A 16,783-nucleotide genomic window follows, 5' to 3' on the forward strand; every position below is an offset into this window, starting at 1 on the left:
AAACATGAAATACGAGTCTCAACGGGTCGCCATGCCCTACTTCATCTTTGCCTTGGTGCTCTTCGCTGGCCAAATCGTGTTCGGTTTGGTGCTGGGCATGCAATACGTAGTGGGCGATTTCCTGTTCCCGGAAATTCCCTTCAACGTTGCGCGGATGGTTCATACCAACCTGCTGATCGTGTGGTTATTGTTCGGCTTTATGGGCGCCACCTATTATCTGGTGCCAGAAGAAGCACAAACCGAGCTATACAGCCCGCTGCTTGCCTGGATTCTGTTCTGGGTGTTTGCAGCTGCAGGCACGCTCACTATTCTGGGCTACCTGTTTGTGGATTACGCCACACTGGCAGATATAACCCTAAACAGACTGTTGCCCACAATGGGTCGGGAGTTTCTTGAACAGCCCACAATTACCAAAATAGGTTTGGCGCTGGTGTTTGTCGGATTCATATTCAACATCATGATGACAGCCCTCAAAGGCCGCAAAACCGTGGTCAATATCATCCTGATCACCGGCCTAATCGGTCTTGCAGCCCTCTGGATGTTCTCTTTCTACAACCCCAGCAATCTGGCAACCGACAAGTACTTCTGGTGGTTCGTAATTCACCTGTGGGTAGAAGGCGTTTGGGAATTGATCATGGGCGCCATTCTGGCCTTCGTGCTGATCAAAATCACCGGCGTAGATCGGGAAGTTATCGAGAAGTGGCTGTATGTCATTATTGCCATGGCGCTGATTACCGGCATTATTGGCACCGGGCACCACTACTTCTGGATCGGGTCACCCGAGTACTGGTTGTGGCTGGGCTCTGTGTTCGGCGCGTTGGAACCCCTGCCGTTCTTCATGATGGTGCTGTTTGCCTTCACCATGATCAACCGGCGCAAGCGTAACCACCCTAACAAGGTCGCCACACTATGGGCCATGGGCACCGCGGTGATGGCGTTCCTGGGCGCAGGCGTGTGGGGCTTCCTGCACACGTTGGCACCGGTTAACTATTATACTCACGGTAGCCAAATCACAGCAGCCCACGGCCACATGGCGTTCTACGGTGCCTATGTAATGATTGTGCTCACAATCATTTCCTACGCCATGCCGATCATGCGCGGTAGACCTTACGGCAACAGCAACACGGCCCAGGTTGTCGAAATGTGGGGTTTCTGGCTGATGACCATTGCCATGGTGTTCATCACCTTGTTCCTGACCGGTGCAGGCATACTGCAAATCTGGCTGCAGCGTATTCCAGAGAGTGGTGAAGCACTGTCGTTCATGGCCACCCAGGACGCCATTTCACTGTTTTACTGGGCGCGCATGATTGCCGGTTGCTTCTTTATGGCCGGCCTTGTGGTGTATCTCGGTAGCTTCTTCATAAAAGGGCAGGCGTCCTTCGACGACGAAGTCCACGACGGCCCCGCACTTAAGGACGCATAACCCCGTCATTCGCAAACTTGGCAGGGTCGGAACACATCTCCGGCTCTGCTTATTCGGAGCGCAATTGTGACCGTGCAGCAAGCAGACCCCAAGGACACTCTTCAGAGCAAGCGTTTGATCACTCGAACTGCGTTCTTCGGACTGTTCCTGCTGGCACCGGTTCTGAATATTTTCCGCTATGATTTAACGGAAACCCGGTTTGTATTGCTGGGGTTTCCGCTTTCTTTCAACCTGAATCTCAGCTGGGTGGTACAAAGTTCTCCTGTGGACATTGCCAGCCAGGTTCTGCTGTGGTTCATCCTCCCTGTTCTTGTGTTGGTTCCACTTGTGCTTTGGGTTGCCTGGAAATGGGGCCGCATATACTGCGGCTGGTTGTGCCCACATTTTTCTGTTGTGGAAACCATCAACAATCTGATGACCCGCATTACCGGCCGCCCGACGCTCTGGGAAGCTCTTAAAAAAGGCCGGCGTGGCAAAGCTATACATTGGGCGGGTTTATCGATGGTGGCCGCCTTGATCGGTTTTTCCTGGGCCCTTGCCCTGCTCTCATATTTACTGCCACCCATTCCGTTATATTCGGACCTGGTTACGGGCAACCTGAACTTTTACCCAAGCATTTTCCTAGCTATAGCAACGACAGTTTTCACGCTCGACTTTCTGTTTGCCCGGCATCTTTTCTGCAAATACGGATGCGCCTTTGGCGTGGTGCAAAGCATCGCTTGGATGACCCATGGCCGTGGCCAACTGGTCACCTTTGACACGAAGCGTGCAGCCGCCTGCCGTGATTGCACCAAAGCCTGCGACGAGGCCTGCCCCATGCGGCTGCCCACCCGCAGCCACAAGCGGGCAAAGTTCTCCTGCACCCAATGCCTGCAATGCGTGAGTGCATGCCGCGAGGTGCAGAAAAACAACCCGGAAGGCAGCCTGCTGCACTGGCAGCCCGGTGAACCCAGCCGGCAGACCATCCTTATTCCTATTCACCAGCTAAACACCAATCACCAACCTGACAAAAAACCCGCCAAACAGCGGGCTTAACAGGAGCTCGAAATGGAAGAGTGGGTCGGCTACAAATGGCATGAATACATTACCCGCCAGGCGCTCGGCGAATTTCCCGAGCATGCCGTGTACCTGAAAGACGAAGCTCGTAGCCTGGGCATTCTGTTTCGTGCCTTCGGAGGCGACCCTGCTCTCAGCCTGGTGACTGCCGAGCCCCGGCATTTTCGCTTACGCCGGCGGTTCTTGCACAAATTAGCGGGAACACACCGAAAATTTGAACTGGCCTGGCGGGATGACCAAAACTTACGCCTGCCAGAGAGAGTGGCAAAGTTCCCATCCAAACGCCTGAATCGGGAACTCTATATTTGGCTGGCGGCACTCGCAGCTTTCCCGACCCCTTCTGATAGCGACTGGTTTAGAGGCAATCAAGCATTGGTTCAGGATGTGATCGAGCGCTGGCCAGGGCTGGAAACCGTTTATCAGCGACTGGTTAAGTATGTTTTGCACTGGCGCCCGGAGCCAGAGAGCCTTTCCCCAGCGGAAGCCGTTCGTGAGGAGGCAATCCGCCAGGCACTCATTCACCCGGGCAGTGTCTCTCTCCTGCCAGCTGCCGACACTGACCCTTGGCCGGTCATTCTCTGGCTGTATCCAGCTCTGGAGCAAGGCAAGGCCAGCGGCCCCGTAACCGGCGATGAGAATACACAATCAAGCCCCGGAGGTTTGACAAAGAAGAACAAACGCCGACAAGCCGAGCGCGTCGAGGCCTTCGATCGCGACCAGGGGTTGATGATCTTTCGCCTGGAAAGCCTTTTTTCCTGGACCGACTTCATTCCGGTTGACCGTGCGGGGGACGATACGGACGAAGAAGATGCCGAGGCGGTTGCGGATGACATGGACATGATTTCTGTCTCCAACGACCGTAAGGAGACGTCGTCGTCTATTAAATTCGACCTCGATTTGCCTTCGGAAGAGCATGACGACCTTCGCCTTGGCCCTGGTATACACTTACCCGAATGGGACTGGCGCAATCAGAGCTATCGGGAAGCTTTTTGCTGTTTGCAGCCCATGCTGGCAAAGGACGCAGCGCCTGCGGAGCTTCCTGAAGCACTGCGCCGACCGGCAAAACGTCTGCAACGCCAGTTCAGCGCCCTGAAACCTCTCAAGCAATGGCAGAAACGACAACTGGACGGCGACGAACTGGACTTGGACGCCTGCCTTGAGCAGGAAGTACAGAACCGACGCGGCCAGGGAGCTATCGACCAAAAGCTGTTCCAGCGCTGCCAGCAGAACCAGCGCGATCTCGCCTGCCTGGTACTGGCGGATGTGTCGCTCTCAACCGAAACGTATATAAACAACCAGCAAAGGGTTATCGATGTTGCCCGGGATGGCCTGCAACTGCTTAGCGAAGCTCTACAAGCCAGTCGCGACCCCTTCGCCTTGTTTGCATTTTCCTCACGAAGGCGCGATCACGTGAGGTTCCATCACTTGAAAGGCTTTGATGAAGCCTATACCCCCACCATTCGGGGCCGAATCCAGGCACTGGAACCGGGCTTCTATACCCGCATGGGTGCGGCTATTCGACAAGCGACCAAGCTGTTGGAGGCGCGCCACGAGCATCAGAAGATTCTATTGCTGCTGACCGACGGCAAGCCCAACGATCTGGACATCTACGAAGGCCGATACGGCGTAGAAGATACCCGCATGGCAGTGCAGGAGGCCCAGAAAGCCGGGCTTACACCGTTTTGTGTCACCATTGATGATGACGCTAGCGAATATCTACCCTACGTGTTCGGCAGCAACAACTTCGTGGTAATTCGCGACCCGGCCCAATTGCCGTTGCAGCTCCCGAAACTCTACCTGAACCTGACGCAATGATACGAGCGATATGACCAGCCTGAACCTTGCTTCAGAGTCCAACTCGCGCCAACTTCCCGGCGACCTTGCCGTATGGATCTTCATTTTTGCCGAGTTGGCTGTATTCGGAATCCTGTTCATCGGTTTCGCCGTCGCCCGCAGCCTCGATCCGGCAACATTTCAGGCCGGTCGCGATATTCTGCACCCCTGGATAGGGTTACTGAACACCGCGGCACTGATCACCGCCAGTTATCTGGTCGCAACCGCGGTTCACCAGTTCCGTGAAAAGCGATCAGGTGTGCACTTGCGCCTATGGCTTGCGGTTGCGGTTTCCTGCATTTACACCATTGGCAAAATGTATGAATACGTGAATCTGTACAGCCAAGGCTACAACCTTGGCACAGACACTTTCTTCATGTTTTATTTCTTTCTGACCTTCTTTCACTTCATGCACGTGATCCTGGGGCAAATTATCCTGATCATTCTGGCCGTGAAAGTTGGCAACGGTGATTACGATGGCTCCGATATGAACGGTATGGAATCCGGCGCATCGTACTGGCACATGGTGGACTTGGTGTGGCTGGTGTTGTTTCCGATGATTTACGTGCTGGCCTAGGGAGGGCTTGGGATGCTGACGGTTTATTTTGCTCTGATGATTTGCACGGCCTTGCCGGTGATTGCACTAAAGGCCGGTATCGGGCCTGAGTTTCTGGCCTGGCTGGTTTTCGGAATGGTGATTGTGAAAGCCATGCTCCTGGTAGATCACTTCATGGAGATGAAGAACGCACCACGTGGGTGGAGGATGATTGCCCAGTCCTGGGCGCCTGTGGTGATTGTTGCGGTTGCGGGGTTTCATACGATCACATGATGATAGTCAGCCCTCCAGGCTTTGATCAAACACCGTGCAAGGCATCAGGGAAGACAGCTTTCCAAAACACGCTGTGAATACGTCCGTGTACGCTTGGCTCCGCCATCCATGGCTCCGCACAGTTTTGGAAAGCTGTCTTCCCTGACGCCATCAACATTGGAATTAGAGCCATTTCTCCGGGAAAATTGGCATCTTCTCAGACATAGCCTGCGCCAGAGAAATCATGCCCCACAGCACAAACCCTGTGTGCAACGCGATCGCCCAAACCAGAGCAAAGGTTCCGAAGTGACCCACATCACCGATGAACACCCAGCTTAGAGCAATCCCGGTACTGATCAGAATAAAACCCAGCAGCGACATGAACATAGCGGCACGGGTATGAGCCCTGCGAAGTTCATTTGTTCCTGAACTGTTCATAAACAACCACAGCAAAATCACGAATCCGATAATCGGCGTTGCCAACAAGTTCAGCAAATACCAGACAACGGGGACAATCGCCCCGCTAGCGGGTTTCTTCCGGGCGCCCGAATACGGCATATACCACCTCCATCAATGAAATAACGGTTGCTTCGTCGTCTGACAATGGTTCGATCATGCCTGCGCGGCAGGCTTCCGCCGCTGGCTGGCCAGCGCGAATCAATAGCGCTGTATGTATCAGCAGCCGGGTTGATGCAGCTTCTTCCAGATCGTGGTCTTTCAGGTTGCGCAAGGCTGTCGCAAGGCTTACGAGTTGCTGTGCGAGGTCGCTGGTGCAACCGGACTCTTCTTTCACAATGGTTTGCTCTGCCTCTTCCGAGGGGTAATCAAACCGCAGGGATACGAATCTTTGACGCGTGCTGGGTTTCATACCTTTGAGCAGGCTCTGGTAGCCCGGGTTGTAAGAGACCACCAACATAAAACCAGGCGCTGCGGTAAGCAGTTCACCGGTGCGCTCTATGGGCAATTCCCGGCGATCGTCCGCTAACGGGTGCAATACTACCGTGGTGTCCTTTCGCGCTTCGACCACTTCGTCGAGGTAGCAAATGCCGCCTTCGCGAACGGCGCGGGTCAGCGGACCGTCTTGCCAATAGGTGCCTTCCGGACCTATCAAATGCCGCCCAACCAAGTCGGCAGCGGTCAGATCGTCGTGACAAGCTACCGTGTATATCGGCCGGTTTAACTTTTCGGCCATATAGCGCACAAACCGGGTTTTTCCGCAGCCTGTGGGCCCTTTGATAAGAACCGGCAGGCCATTATCGGCTGCTGCCTGGAACAGCTCTATTTCATTACCAACTGGCTGGTAAAACGTCATGTATTACAACCCTCTGTTACTGACTATCAGTTCTGGCAAAGCCGCAAACCCATTCAGGAAAACTGCAAACACCTGTTTTTCATCCGTTCGGCGCAGCGATAGGCATTGATATTACCGCCCTTTAAATGCATTCCTAATACTGGTTAAAAACGCTCTCTACCACAACAACTTTTTGGTTATACCCATGGATGGGTACCCACTAATCAAATGGCATACATCTGATTTTAATCAATGTTCATCCGGCTAAAGAAGAGAAACCTAATAGCACTCTAATTCAAGGAGATAGCCTGATGAGAGCAAACAACCCACTATTAAAACCACTGGTGCTTGCCATGTCTGTCGCGTCGTTTGGCGTGATGAGTGCAAGCGCAGCACCCACCCATCCCGACTCCACAGAAGCTGCATACGAAGGCACCCCAAGCCCAATTGACTCGGAGTCTGCCAAGATCGTCCGCTCCCCAGGAGCCCCCGATCTTTCTGACGCTGAATTTGAAAAATCCAAAAAGATTTTCTTCGAGCGCTGCGCTGGTTGCCACGGGGTACTGCGTAAAGGTGCCACCGGCTCGGCGCTGACGCCAGACGTTACTCAGGAGCGAGGTATCGATTACCTCAAAATGTTCATCACCTACGGCTCACCAGCCGGCATGCCGAACTGGGGCACTTCGGGTGAGCTCAGTGAAGCTGAAGTCGAGATGATGGCCAAGTACCTGATGCACGAGCCACCCGCACCCCCAGAGTGGGGCCTGGCCGACATGAAAAACACTTGGGAAGTGCTTATAGCGCCTGAAGATCGCCCCAATAAACAGATGAACAATCTGGATCTTCAAAACCTGTTCAGCGTCACTCTGCGGGATGCCGGTGAGATTGCCCTGATTGATGGCGATACCAAAGAAATCGTGGAAATTATCAAAACCGGTTATGCGGTACACATTTCCCGAATGTCAGCCTCTGGCCGCTATCTGTTTGTTATTGGCCGCGATGCGCTGATCAACATGGTTGATCTGTGGATGGAGCATCCTGACACCGTTGCCAAGATCAAGATTGGCCTGGAAGCTCGCTCGGTCGAAACCTCCAAGTACAAAGGTTATGAAGACGAGTACGCCATTGCCGGTGCCTACTGGCCACCGCAGTTTGTAATTATGGATGGCCAAACCCTGGAGCCTAAAAAGATCGTGGCCACCCGGGGCATGACCGTGGGCACCCAGGAGTATCACCCCGAGCCACGGGTCGCCGCTATTGTAGCGTCCCATGCGCACCCCGAGTTCATTGTTAACATCAAAGAAACCGGCAAGATCATGCTGGTCAATTACGAAAACCTCGACAGCTTGAGTACCACCACCATTGATGCTGCTCGGTTCCTGCACGATGGCGGCTGGGACAGCAGCATGCGCTACTTCATGACGGCTGCAAACCAGTCCGACAAGATTGCCGTTGTTGACTCCAAAGATCGTGATCTGGAAGCCTTGGTGGATGTGGGCAAAATCCCTCACCCTGGCCGTGGCGCCAACTTTGTAGATCCTGAGCATGGCCCGGTTTGGGCAACCAGCCACCTGGGCGACCCCACCATCCAGATGATTGGTACCGATCCCGAAGGACATCCGGATAAAGCCTGGAAAGTAGTCCGTAACCTCAATGGTCAGGGCGGCGGCTCACTGTTCATCAAAACTCACCCCAAGTCCAAAAACCTGTACGTTGATACGGCTCTGAACCCTGCAGAATCCGTCAGCCAAAGCGTTGCGGTGTATGACATCGACAACCTCGAAGGCGGCTACGAAGTACTGCCAATTGCAGAGTGGGCGAACCTGGGCGAAGGCCCCAAGCGCGTCGTTCAGCCGGAATATAACGTGGCAGGTGACGAGGTTTGGTTCTCTGTATGGAATGGCAAAGAGCAGAGGTCAGCCATCGTGGTGGTGGATGACAAAACCCGCAAACTGCTGAAGGTTATCGACGACGAGCGCCTGGTCACTCCGACTGGCAAGTTCAACGTTTATAACACCCAGCACGACGTCTACTAGAAACCGTTAAGCAGGCGCAAGCCTGCTGGCTAACGTGGCGGCTCCGGAACAGCAATGAATCTGATAGCCGCCCGCATTAACCGTCCTCCGGCCCTCAGTCTTGGCCTTGCCAACTGAGCTTGGGACCTGGCATTAGGAATAGCGAGTTGAGCTTCAAAACCATACCTTTCGTCTTGAGTAACTTGGTGCGACCCGTGACCAACAACCATTCAGGCCTTTTGTGCCTGGCTGCAGCTCTGTTGCCAGCCCCCGTTTTGTGGGCACAAGAGGCCGCTGAAGCCCTACCGTCAGAGGCCATTACATTAGATACCATTTCGGTAACGGCCACGTTATCACCCGTTGACACGCGCTTGGCTCCGGCTTCCGGCTCGGTAATTTCCCGTGAAGAATTGGATGCGCGCCATGCCGATTCCCTACCGTCTGCAGTTGCTGGCGAGCCCGGAGTTGCCTTCACGCAGGGTGGCGGCATAGGGCGCAAATCCATTGCCTTGCGCGGCATGGACAGCAAGCACGTGCTCACACTCATAGATGGGGGACGTATTCCTGCCAGTGATGATGTATTCGGCCACGCCGACTACCAATACGGCTGGGTACCTATGTCGGCGGTAGAGCGCATCGAGATCATCCGTGGCCCTATGTCTACGCTCTACGGCTCCGACGCTCTGGGCGGCGTCATCAATACGATTACCCGAAAGCCTGGCAAGGAATGGGAAACCAACCTGTTGCTGCGTGGTTCAACGCTGGCAAACAGCGAAGCCAGTGACGACAGCGTGAACGGCGGACTGGCATCCATATACACCTCGGGCCTTGTTACCGAGCGCCTGGGACTTCGCTTTACCGGTGAAACGTCACGCCAGGACAGAACGCAGAATCCGACAGACAACCGCCAGAGTGAACTCGAAGGCAGCAAGGCCAATCGCGGCAGCGTTACGGCTTTCCTGGAGCTTACGCCTGAGCAGTCACTGGAACTGCAATTCTCGATGAGCAACGAGGAACGCGAGTTTGACGCCCAAGCAGGAAGCAGACTACCCGCACCACCGGTTTATTATGAGAATCGTTACGAGGTGGATCGATCCGGGTTCGGTTTAACCTGGAACGGTGAGTTTACCAACTGGGTGAGCCAGGTACGGGCCTACCGCAGCAAAGTCGAGGTCAGCAATGAGCGCTCGGCCGGCATAGCCGCCACAGACCCGCAAGCGCTTACCGATGAAATTATCGATGCCCATACCAGCCGTGCCCTCGGTAACCACTGGCTAACGGTGGGCGCCGAAGTACGGCGTGAAACTCTTGAAAATACTGATCTTGAGGATGGCGAAAGCGACGCTGATCACACCGCTGTCTTTTTGCAGGATGAGGTGGCGCTGACCAGGCAACTGCTGCTGACGGCAGGCCTGCGTTACTATCACCAGGACGACTATGGCAGCGAAGCCAGCCCGCGCGCCTATCTGGTATGGGAAGCCACACCGCAGCTTATCGTTAAGGGCGGATATGGCCGCGGATTCCGTGCCCCAACGTTGAAGCAAAGTTCACCGAGCTATGAAAGTACACCGGTGCCCTTCTTCAAATTTATAGGCAATAGTGATATCAAGCCGGAGACAATCGATTCTTACGAATTATCTATCGATTGGCAGGGCGACACTGTGGGCCTTAACGCCACTGTGTTTCATAGCGAAGCAAGCGACCTGATTATCAACAAGCCAGTTGTTATAGCCAGACCGCCGCAAACGTCTGTGTTCCAATTCGCCAACGTTGACGAAGCCCGCCTTACAGGCCTGGAAGCCGGGTTTTCCTGGCAGCTCCACCCTGTCGTAACCTGGCAGAACAATTTCGGCTGGCTCAGAACCAAAGACCTGGGTACTGGGGATGAACTGGAGTACCGGCCACGTAGAACCTTTAACTCGTTTTTGAACTGGCAAGCAACCGCTAGTCTATCGGCCCGCTTGAACGCAGAGTACACCGGCAGCCAATACCGTGCCGACACCGACGACCTGCCCGCCTACACACTTTGGAACGCCAGCGTGGCCAAAGACTGCGGCGAAGATGTCACCTTGCGCGCGGGCATTGACAACATTGGGGATGAGCACCTGGCAGACAAGTCGCCGAACTATCGCCATGTTGAACGGGGCCGGACGGTTTACGTGAGTACTCAGCTAAATTTCTGATTACCGTAGTTTGAACTCAACTGGAATGGCCATGCGAACCTCCTGCCCCGGTAAATCAACCGGGAACCGGGGCAGAGGGTCGGCCCGTTCCAGCATTTCCTCGACCGCACGGTTCAGTTCAGCGTGCTCTGATAGCCCGGTAATTTCAGACGCTCTGACACTGCCATCACGGGCAACCACAAAGCTCAGGGTGACCACCGCTTCTTGCCGCATACGCCGGGCACGCATGGGGTAGTGCTTATGGCGTGCCAGATGCGCAGCCACTTCTGCATGCCATAATTTGCGCGCATTCGCGGCTTTGGCCCCTGCCTTAGCGGTACGGTCACCTGCGCTGCCACCTCCAGAACTTACGCCCTCGGAGTTAGAACTCCCGCCAGCTGCAGCGCTGGGATTTGTAGGGCTGACCTCGGCATCTATCGGCTTGCCTGCAACCTCGGCTGAGGTTTGTGCGAGCTTCCGTTCTGGTTCTGGCTCTGGCTCTGGTTCTGGCTCTGGCGCCGCCACAGGTCTGGTTTTCAGTGCAGGCTCAGGTGAAGATTCAGGTTTGGGCTCGGGTTCAGGTTCTGACTCTGGTGCGGATTCTGGCTCGACTTTGGAGGCCCGCTCAGCCGGTGGTGCCACATCCGCCTGCGGCTCCTTATCTTCTCCACTGGCCTGCGACCCATCACCCGGGTCTCCCAGCATACTCAGCTCCACCTCAATACTGTAGTGGCCAGGCAACTCAGCGCCTTGATCAGGCTTAAGAACCAACACCGAAAACGCCAATGCGTGCAACGCCACAGAGGTAACAACGGCCACAGCCCAGTGTCGATGACGAATCATGGCACCACATCACTTACGGCAATACGCCCCGCGATCATAAAAAACATGAGCAGAAGGAAGATAATGTTGATCAGCGGCACCAGATTGTCATTACTACGGAAGTCGCGCCGGGCTATCGGCGGAGAAATTCTCATAAGGTGTTTCCGATGTGCTCAGTTCAACGAGCAACGCCCGCCAGGGATGCCCGCCTTATGCTGCCTGCCGACCGTTACATTTCAACAAATTGTGATCGCCCAAATTGTGTACAACAACCGTGAACGCCACACGAAATCCATCTTAACCGCCTGACCAGAATTCACCAGCAACTAAGTCATTATCGAGTGAATGAAAAAGCCTTAATGATTTAAGTCATTTCCTGTAGCATCTCTCTGCTAGGATAATTGACACATATTCCAATGGCGACTACGCAATGACCCGCAGCACCACCCCAGAACTGTCTTCCTCCCCCTGCATGCTCGGAGAAAACAACCCGGACATCATCCAGTACGGGACAGCGCCACAGTCAATGGCCTTGCTCAACGGGCTGAGCCGCGTATTTGGAATACGCCTGACCGAAAAGCAAGACACCCCGGAAGCACGGTTTTTAAGCGACCTGACGCGACTGTTTCACCAACGCCGGGTCGATGCCGAAGCGGATATGGAAAAACACGACACCCCTTGGGCCAATGTATACCTGATTCAGCACGGCATCATGCGGCTGTTCCGGGAATCACCCAGTGGCAAGGTGGCAATACACCACTTCTTTACCGAAGGCGATATGGTGTGGCCGGTGTTTGGCCGCAGCCGCACGGTACGCAACACTCTTTGCCTCACCACGGTCACACCCGCCACCGTATGGGTCGCCGACTTCGCGGCTTTCCGCGCCGCAATTCATTCTCACGGTGATGGCATCTGGCCCAAGTTTGCCATGGCGCTCACCGAAGAGTTGGCAGAACTTACCAGCATGCGGGAGTTTCGTAAGCACACCATGTCGGCCAAAGAACGCTATCAATTGCTGCTTGAAGAGTACCCCGAGCTGGTAAAACGTGTGCCAGACAACCAGCTTGCCTCATGGCTGGGCGTGGTGCCTGCAACCTTTTCCCGGCTCAAAACCGGCGCGATAAAGTACTGAGGAATAGCTCGCAAAACTGCTACCGTTAGTCATTGCGTACACGTGTACGCTGAAGTACCGTGTTGCCACGATAAAACACGGACTTTATCCCAATGGCTGCATTACAACCTTCTTCCAAATCAGTGCACTCGCGAATAGAAGAATTTCTGAACAGCGTCACCCACGGCATAGGCGCACTGCTAAGCGTAATCGGAACCATCGCGTTGATCGTTGGCGCCACGCAGTTAAACGACACCTGGAAAATCATCAGTTTCAGCATATTTGGCGCATCTCTGATTTTGCTGTACATGGCCTCCGCGTTGTATCACGGTTCACGCCGGCCTGAGTTGAAAAAAGCCTTCAAAACCCTGGACCACTGCGCCATTTTCCTGTTGATTGCCGGTACCTATACCCCATTCCTGCTGGTAAACATGCGCGGCACCGTGGGCTGGACGCTCTTTGCAATAATCTGGTCGCTTGCTATAACGGGTGTCGTCTTGAAAGTCATCTTCGCCAATCGCTTCAAACTGGCACGAGTAGGTATCTATATAGCCATGGGCTGGCTCATCACGTTTGCCTCGTCAGATCTGGTGGCAAGCCTGAACGAAACCGCGCTAACCCTCACGATTGCTGGCGGTATCGTTTACACCGCCGGCGTTGTCTTTTACCTGGCCGACCGCATTCCCTACATGCATGCGGTTTGGCACCTGTTCGTTATCGGCGGCAGCGCCTGTCATTTCAGTGCTATTTATTTCGGCGTACTTCCATACGCGACATGATGGCAGCAACTAATAAGCGTGCTACCCTTCTGATTCATTGAATCCATATTCATTTATGCCGGTCACTTCCTGGCCCAGACAATCCTGGGCAACCGCATAATCACGGAACAAGATAATCAGAACAAAAGGTGCGTGAGTGAAATTCAACAAGCTACTGATCGCCAACCGCGGCGAAATCGCCATTCGGATCGCCAGAGCAGCCGGAGACATGGGGCTGGAATGTGTTGCGGTCTACTCTGAAGACGATAGCGAATCCCTGCATATCCAGCACGCGAATCAGGCTATAAAACTTCCCGGCAAAGGTGCCCGAGCGTATCTCGATATTGATGCGATTATAGCGGCCGCAACTGAGGCAGGCGCAGATGCCCTGCACCCTGGGTACGGCTTTCTAAGCGAGAATCCGGAACTGGCCCGCCGCTGCCTGCAGCAAGGCATCACGTTTATCGGCCCCGATGCCAACACGCTTGAACAACTTGGGGATAAGGCTGCGGCACGGCAGCTTGCGCAGAAGTGTGGCGTACCCATTACGCCCGGCACACAAGGCTGCACTTCCCTTGATGAGGTTAAAGAGTTCATAGCCAACCAAAGTGGCGATGCCTCAGCTGTGATCAAGGCAATATCCGGTGGCGGTGGCCGGGGCATGCGTATTGTTCGGCCAGGCGATGATATTGAAGCCAATTTCCACGCCTGTGCTCGTGAGGCCAAAGCCGCTTTCGACGACGACAATCTATACGTTGAACAGCTAATTGAGCGGGCTCGCCATATCGAAGTTCAGGTGTTGGGCGATGGCCTTGGAAACGCTGTGCACATGTGGGAGCGTGAGTGCAGCCTTCAGCGGCGCAACCAGAAGCTGATTGAAATTGCCCCCAGCCCGACACTTTCCGAGGCCACCCGAAATCGGCTGCTGGAAGCGGCTTTACGCCTGGCACAGGAAGTAAACTACGCAGGCCTTGGTACCTTTGAGTTTCTGGTGGACGCAAACGGCTCTGACTTCTACTTTATGGAGGCCAACCCCCGGCTTCAGGTAGAGCACACCATTACCGAAGAAATCACCGGAATTGATCTGGTTCAGGCGCAGATTGCTGTGCTTGGCGGTGCCAGCCTCCAAAGTCTTCAACTGTTGCAAACCGATATCCCTGCACCAAACGGATTTGCCATTCAGTGTCGTATCAACATGGAGTCCCTGGACGCCAGCGGAGCCACTCGCCCAAGCGGCGGCACGCTGAGTATATTCGAACCACCCGGCGGCCCGGGTGTGCGGGTCGACACCTACGGCTACAACGGGTACACCACCAATCCCAATTTCGACTCCTTGCTAGCCAAGGTTATCGTGCATAGCCGCTCACAGGATTACGCCCAATCGGTGAGAAAAGCCTACCGGGCTCTTTGCCAATTCCGGGTTGAAGGGGTTAGAACCAACATCAGCTTCTTGCAGGTTTTGTTGTCCCAAACCGATGTTGCGGACAACAGCGTGTATACCCGTTATGTGGACGACCAGATGACGGCACTGGTTGCCAAGTGCGAGCAGGAACACCCTCGGCTGTTTTCCACCACAGAGCCGGCACAAAAAGCCGATAGCGCCAAGCCCTCGGCAGAGGCTCCGGATGGTACAGAGGCAGCCTTGGCTCCCATGCAGGGGCAGTTAATCAAGGCTCCGGTGGCGGTAGGAGAAAGCGTTCACAAGGGCCAGATCCTCGCCATTATTGAAGCCATGAAAATGGAGCATGAGATACAAGCCTCCGTTGCAGGCAGTGTTCATAGCCTTCCACTTGAACATGGCGACTACGTGAGCGAAGGCCAGGCGATTGCCTATATTGAGCCTGGCGAGGGAACCCAAAACATAGAAACGACTGAGAAAACGGTCGACCTGAACCACATCCGCCCGGACCTGGCAGAGTCCTTCGAGCGTCACCGATTAACTCAGGATGACGCCCGTCCGGAGGTAATGGCAAAGCGCCACAAACGGGGCATGCTGTCGGCACGGGAAAACGTAGCCAACATCTGCGACCCGGGCAGCTTCATGGAATACGGCGCCCTCACCTTCGCAGCCCAGCGTAAGCGCCGGTCTGCAGAGGAGCTGATGCAGTCTACCCCGGCCGATGGATTGGTAACCGGCGTCGGCGCTGTGAATGGTGACCATTTCGACGAAGAGCAGGCACGCTGCGCTGTGCTGGCTTACGATTACACGGTGCTTGCCGGTACTCAAGGCACCATGAACCACCGCAAGACCGACCGGATTTTGCATGTGGCGGAAGAGCAGCATTTGCCGGTGATTTTCTTCACAGAAGGTGGCGGTGGCCGCCCCGGCGATACGGATGATGCAACTTTGATCGCCGGCCTGCACACGCCCAGCTTTCTGCAATACGCCAGACTGAGCGCTCTGGCCCCACGTATTGCAATAGTGTCTGGCCGTTGCTTTGCCGGAAATGCGGTGTTTGCCGGTTCCAGTGACCTGTTGATTGCCACTCGGAACTCGAGCCTGGGCATGGCTGGCCCCGCAATGATTGAGGGCGGTGGTCTGGGCGTATTCGCACCAGAGGATGTTGGCCCCATGTCTGTGCAAGTGGCCAACGGCGTAGTGGATTGCCTGGTAGAGAATGAGCAAGAGGCTGCTCAAGTAGCCCGCAAACTCATGTCGTATTTCCAGGGAACCATCTCTGACTGGCAATGTGACGACCAACGTTTATTACGCTCAAGCATTCCGGAAAATCGTCTACGCTCCTACGACATTCGCGCTTTGATTCAAACACTGGCCGACGCCGACAGCTACCTTGAGCTAAGGCCAGATTTCGCCTCAGGCATGGTCACCGCCTTTGCCCGCATTGAAGGCCGCCCCGTCGGAATCATTGCCAACGATCCAAGACACCTTGGCGGCGCCATTGATGCCAACGGTGCAGACAAAGCCGCACGGTTCATGCAACTGTGCGATGCCTTTGATGTGCCACTGGTAAGCCTGTGCGACACCCCAGGCTTCATGGTGGGGCCAGAGGCTGAGAAATCCGGGCTGGTTCGTCACACCAGCCGCCTGTTTGTGACTGCCGCCAGCCTGCAGATTCCCGTGTTCACTATTGTGCTGCGCAAAGGCTATGGGCTGGGTGCCATGGGCATGGCCGCTGGCTCTTTCCACAATCCCTTCTTTACTGTGGCCTGGCCCACCGGAGAGTTTGGCGGCATGGGACTGGAAGGCGCGGTTCGCTTAGGGTACAAGAATGAACTGGCGAAGGCGGGTGACGAAGCTGCACAAAAAGCGCTTTTCGAAAAACTGGTGGCCAAGCACTACGAGCAAGGCAAAGCCTTGAACATGGCGGTTTCGCTGGAGATTGACGCGGTGATTGATCCGTTTGAAACCCGGAGCTGGATTATCCGGGGGCTCAAGTCTGCGAAGAAAGTTGGGCCAAGGCGGGGTCGTCGCAGGCCTATGATCGATACCTGGTAAACGAGAGAGCTCGTTGGCCTCGCGGGGTCTTTCAGGCCCCCGCAGGC

The 16,783-nt window shown here is 55.0% G+C and carries 14 protein-coding genes; 10 read left to right on the forward strand and 4 right to left on the reverse strand.

Translation table 11 applies throughout. The features are described from left to right. Positions 1-4 precede the first annotated feature (4 nt). From Q0824_RS07725 to Q0824_RS07745, 5 genes are all read left to right on the forward strand, one after another. Complete coding sequence (locus tag Q0824_RS07725) at positions 5-1,423, forward strand: cbb3-type cytochrome c oxidase subunit I (RefSeq protein ID WP_298449037.1); 1,419 nt, start codon at positions 5-7, stop codon at positions 1,421-1,423. 66 nt (positions 1,424-1,489) lie between these two features. Continuing rightward, a complete protein-coding gene (locus Q0824_RS07730) occupies positions 1,490-2,458 on the forward strand; it encodes a 4Fe-4S binding protein (protein WP_298449039.1) in 969 nt (322 codons plus the stop codon). Between the two features lie 12 nt (positions 2,459-2,470). Continuing rightward, positions 2,471-4,294 (forward strand): VWA domain-containing protein, encoded by a 1,824-nt coding sequence (locus Q0824_RS07735; RefSeq protein WP_298449040.1) that lies wholly within the window; start codon positions 2,471-2,473, stop codon positions 4,292-4,294. Positions 4,295-4,304: 10 nt separating this feature from the next. After that, the gene (locus Q0824_RS07740) at positions 4,305-4,889 is read left to right on the forward strand and encodes a cytochrome c oxidase subunit 3 (RefSeq protein WP_298449042.1); all 585 of its coding nucleotides are present in this window, start codon (positions 4,305-4,307) and stop codon (positions 4,887-4,889) included. A gap of 12 nt (positions 4,890-4,901) precedes the next feature. After that, positions 4,902-5,141: a cytochrome C oxidase subunit IV family protein gene (locus Q0824_RS07745; protein ID WP_298449044.1), complete on the forward strand. Its 240-nt coding sequence runs from the start codon at positions 4,902-4,904 to the stop codon at positions 5,139-5,141. A 162-nt stretch (positions 5,142-5,303) separates the two neighbouring features. Here Q0824_RS07745 and Q0824_RS07750 read toward each other — a convergent pair whose 3' ends face one another. Continuing rightward, complete coding sequence (locus tag Q0824_RS07750) at positions 5,304-5,678, reverse strand: hypothetical protein (protein WP_298449046.1); 375 nt, start codon at positions 5,676-5,678, stop codon at positions 5,304-5,306. Then, a complete protein-coding gene (locus Q0824_RS07755) occupies positions 5,644-6,432 on the reverse strand; it encodes a CbbQ/NirQ/NorQ/GpvN family protein (RefSeq protein ID WP_298449048.1) in 789 nt (262 codons plus the stop codon). Before Q0824_RS07755 ends, Q0824_RS07750 begins: the two co-directional genes overlap by 35 nt. Positions 6,433-6,788: 356 nt before the next feature. Between Q0824_RS07755 and Q0824_RS07760 the strand changes: the two genes are divergently transcribed. Beyond that, on the forward strand, positions 6,789-8,447 hold the full coding sequence (locus tag Q0824_RS07760; RefSeq protein ID WP_298449567.1) for a nitrite reductase: 1,659 nt from the start codon (positions 6,789-6,791) through the stop codon (positions 8,445-8,447). Positions 8,448-8,641: 194 nt separating this feature from the next. Beyond that, entirely contained in the window at positions 8,642-10,609 is a 1,968-nt protein-coding gene (locus Q0824_RS07765; RefSeq protein WP_298449050.1) for a TonB-dependent receptor, read from the forward strand. Here the strand turns inward: Q0824_RS07765 and Q0824_RS07770 are convergent, their stop codons facing one another. Both Q0824_RS07770 and Q0824_RS07775 read right to left on the reverse strand, forming a co-directional pair. Continuing rightward, positions 10,610-11,431, reverse strand: coding sequence for an energy transducer TonB (locus tag Q0824_RS07770; protein ID WP_298449052.1), 822 nt, complete (start codon positions 11,429-11,431; stop codon positions 10,610-10,612). After that, the gene (locus Q0824_RS07775; protein ID WP_298449054.1) at positions 11,428-11,565 is read right to left on the reverse strand and encodes a hypothetical protein; all 138 of its coding nucleotides are present in this window, start codon (positions 11,563-11,565) and stop codon (positions 11,428-11,430) included. The genes Q0824_RS07770 and Q0824_RS07775 overlap by 4 nt, the downstream gene beginning before the upstream one ends. A 275-nt stretch (positions 11,566-11,840) precedes the next feature. Here Q0824_RS07775 and Q0824_RS07780 point away from each other — a divergent pair, with 275 nt between their 5' ends. From Q0824_RS07780 to Q0824_RS07790, 3 genes are all read left to right on the forward strand, one after another. After that, on the forward strand, positions 11,841-12,542 hold the full coding sequence (locus Q0824_RS07780) for a Crp/Fnr family transcriptional regulator (protein ID WP_298449056.1): 702 nt from the start codon (positions 11,841-11,843) through the stop codon (positions 12,540-12,542). Positions 12,543-12,634: 92 nt separating this feature from the next. Further along, positions 12,635-13,300, forward strand: a complete 666-nt coding sequence (locus Q0824_RS07785; protein WP_298449057.1) for a hemolysin III family protein — start codon at positions 12,635-12,637, stop codon at positions 13,298-13,300. 136 nt (positions 13,301-13,436) lie between these two features. Further along, the gene (locus Q0824_RS07790) at positions 13,437-16,736 is read left to right on the forward strand and encodes a carboxyl transferase domain-containing protein (protein WP_298449059.1); all 3,300 of its coding nucleotides are present in this window, start codon (positions 13,437-13,439) and stop codon (positions 16,734-16,736) included. Positions 16,737-16,783 lie beyond the last annotated feature (47 nt).

This window comes from uncultured Marinobacter sp., assembly GCF_947488835.1.
GTDB lineage: Bacteria > Pseudomonadota > Gammaproteobacteria > Pseudomonadales > Oleiphilaceae > Marinobacter.

Bases quoted from the DNA above. Each gene is read 5' to 3' on its own strand.
- Q0824_RS07725 (WP_298449037.1), top strand. From the start codon at position 5: ATGAAATACGAGTCTCAACGGGTCGCCATGCCCTACTTCATCTTTGCC.
- Q0824_RS07735 (WP_298449040.1), top strand. From the start codon at position 2,471: ATGGAAGAGTGGGTCGGCTACAAATGGCATGAATACATTACCCGCCAG.
- Q0824_RS07740 (WP_298449042.1), top strand. From the start codon at position 4,305: ATGACCAGCCTGAACCTTGCTTCAGAGTCCAACTCGCGCCAACTTCCC.
- Q0824_RS07745 (WP_298449044.1), top strand. From the start codon at position 4,902: ATGCTGACGGTTTATTTTGCTCTGATGATTTGCACGGCCTTGCCGGTG.
- Q0824_RS07750 (WP_298449046.1), bottom strand. From the start codon at position 5,678: ATGCCGTATTCGGGCGCCCGGAAGAAACCCGCTAGCGGGGCGATTGTC.
- Q0824_RS07755 (WP_298449048.1), bottom strand. From the start codon at position 6,432: ATGACGTTTTACCAGCCAGTTGGTAATGAAATAGAGCTGTTCCAGGCA.
- Q0824_RS07760 (WP_298449567.1), top strand. From the start codon at position 6,789: ATGAGTGCAAGCGCAGCACCCACCCATCCCGACTCCACAGAAGCTGCA.
- Q0824_RS07770 (WP_298449052.1), bottom strand. From the start codon at position 11,431: ATGATTCGTCATCGACACTGGGCTGTGGCCGTTGTTACCTCTGTGGCG.
- Q0824_RS07775 (WP_298449054.1), bottom strand. From the start codon at position 11,565: ATGAGAATTTCTCCGCCGATAGCCCGGCGCGACTTCCGTAGTAATGAC.
- Q0824_RS07780 (WP_298449056.1), top strand. From the start codon at position 11,841: ATGACCCGCAGCACCACCCCAGAACTGTCTTCCTCCCCCTGCATGCTC.
- Q0824_RS07785 (WP_298449057.1), top strand. From the start codon at position 12,635: ATGGCTGCATTACAACCTTCTTCCAAATCAGTGCACTCGCGAATAGAA.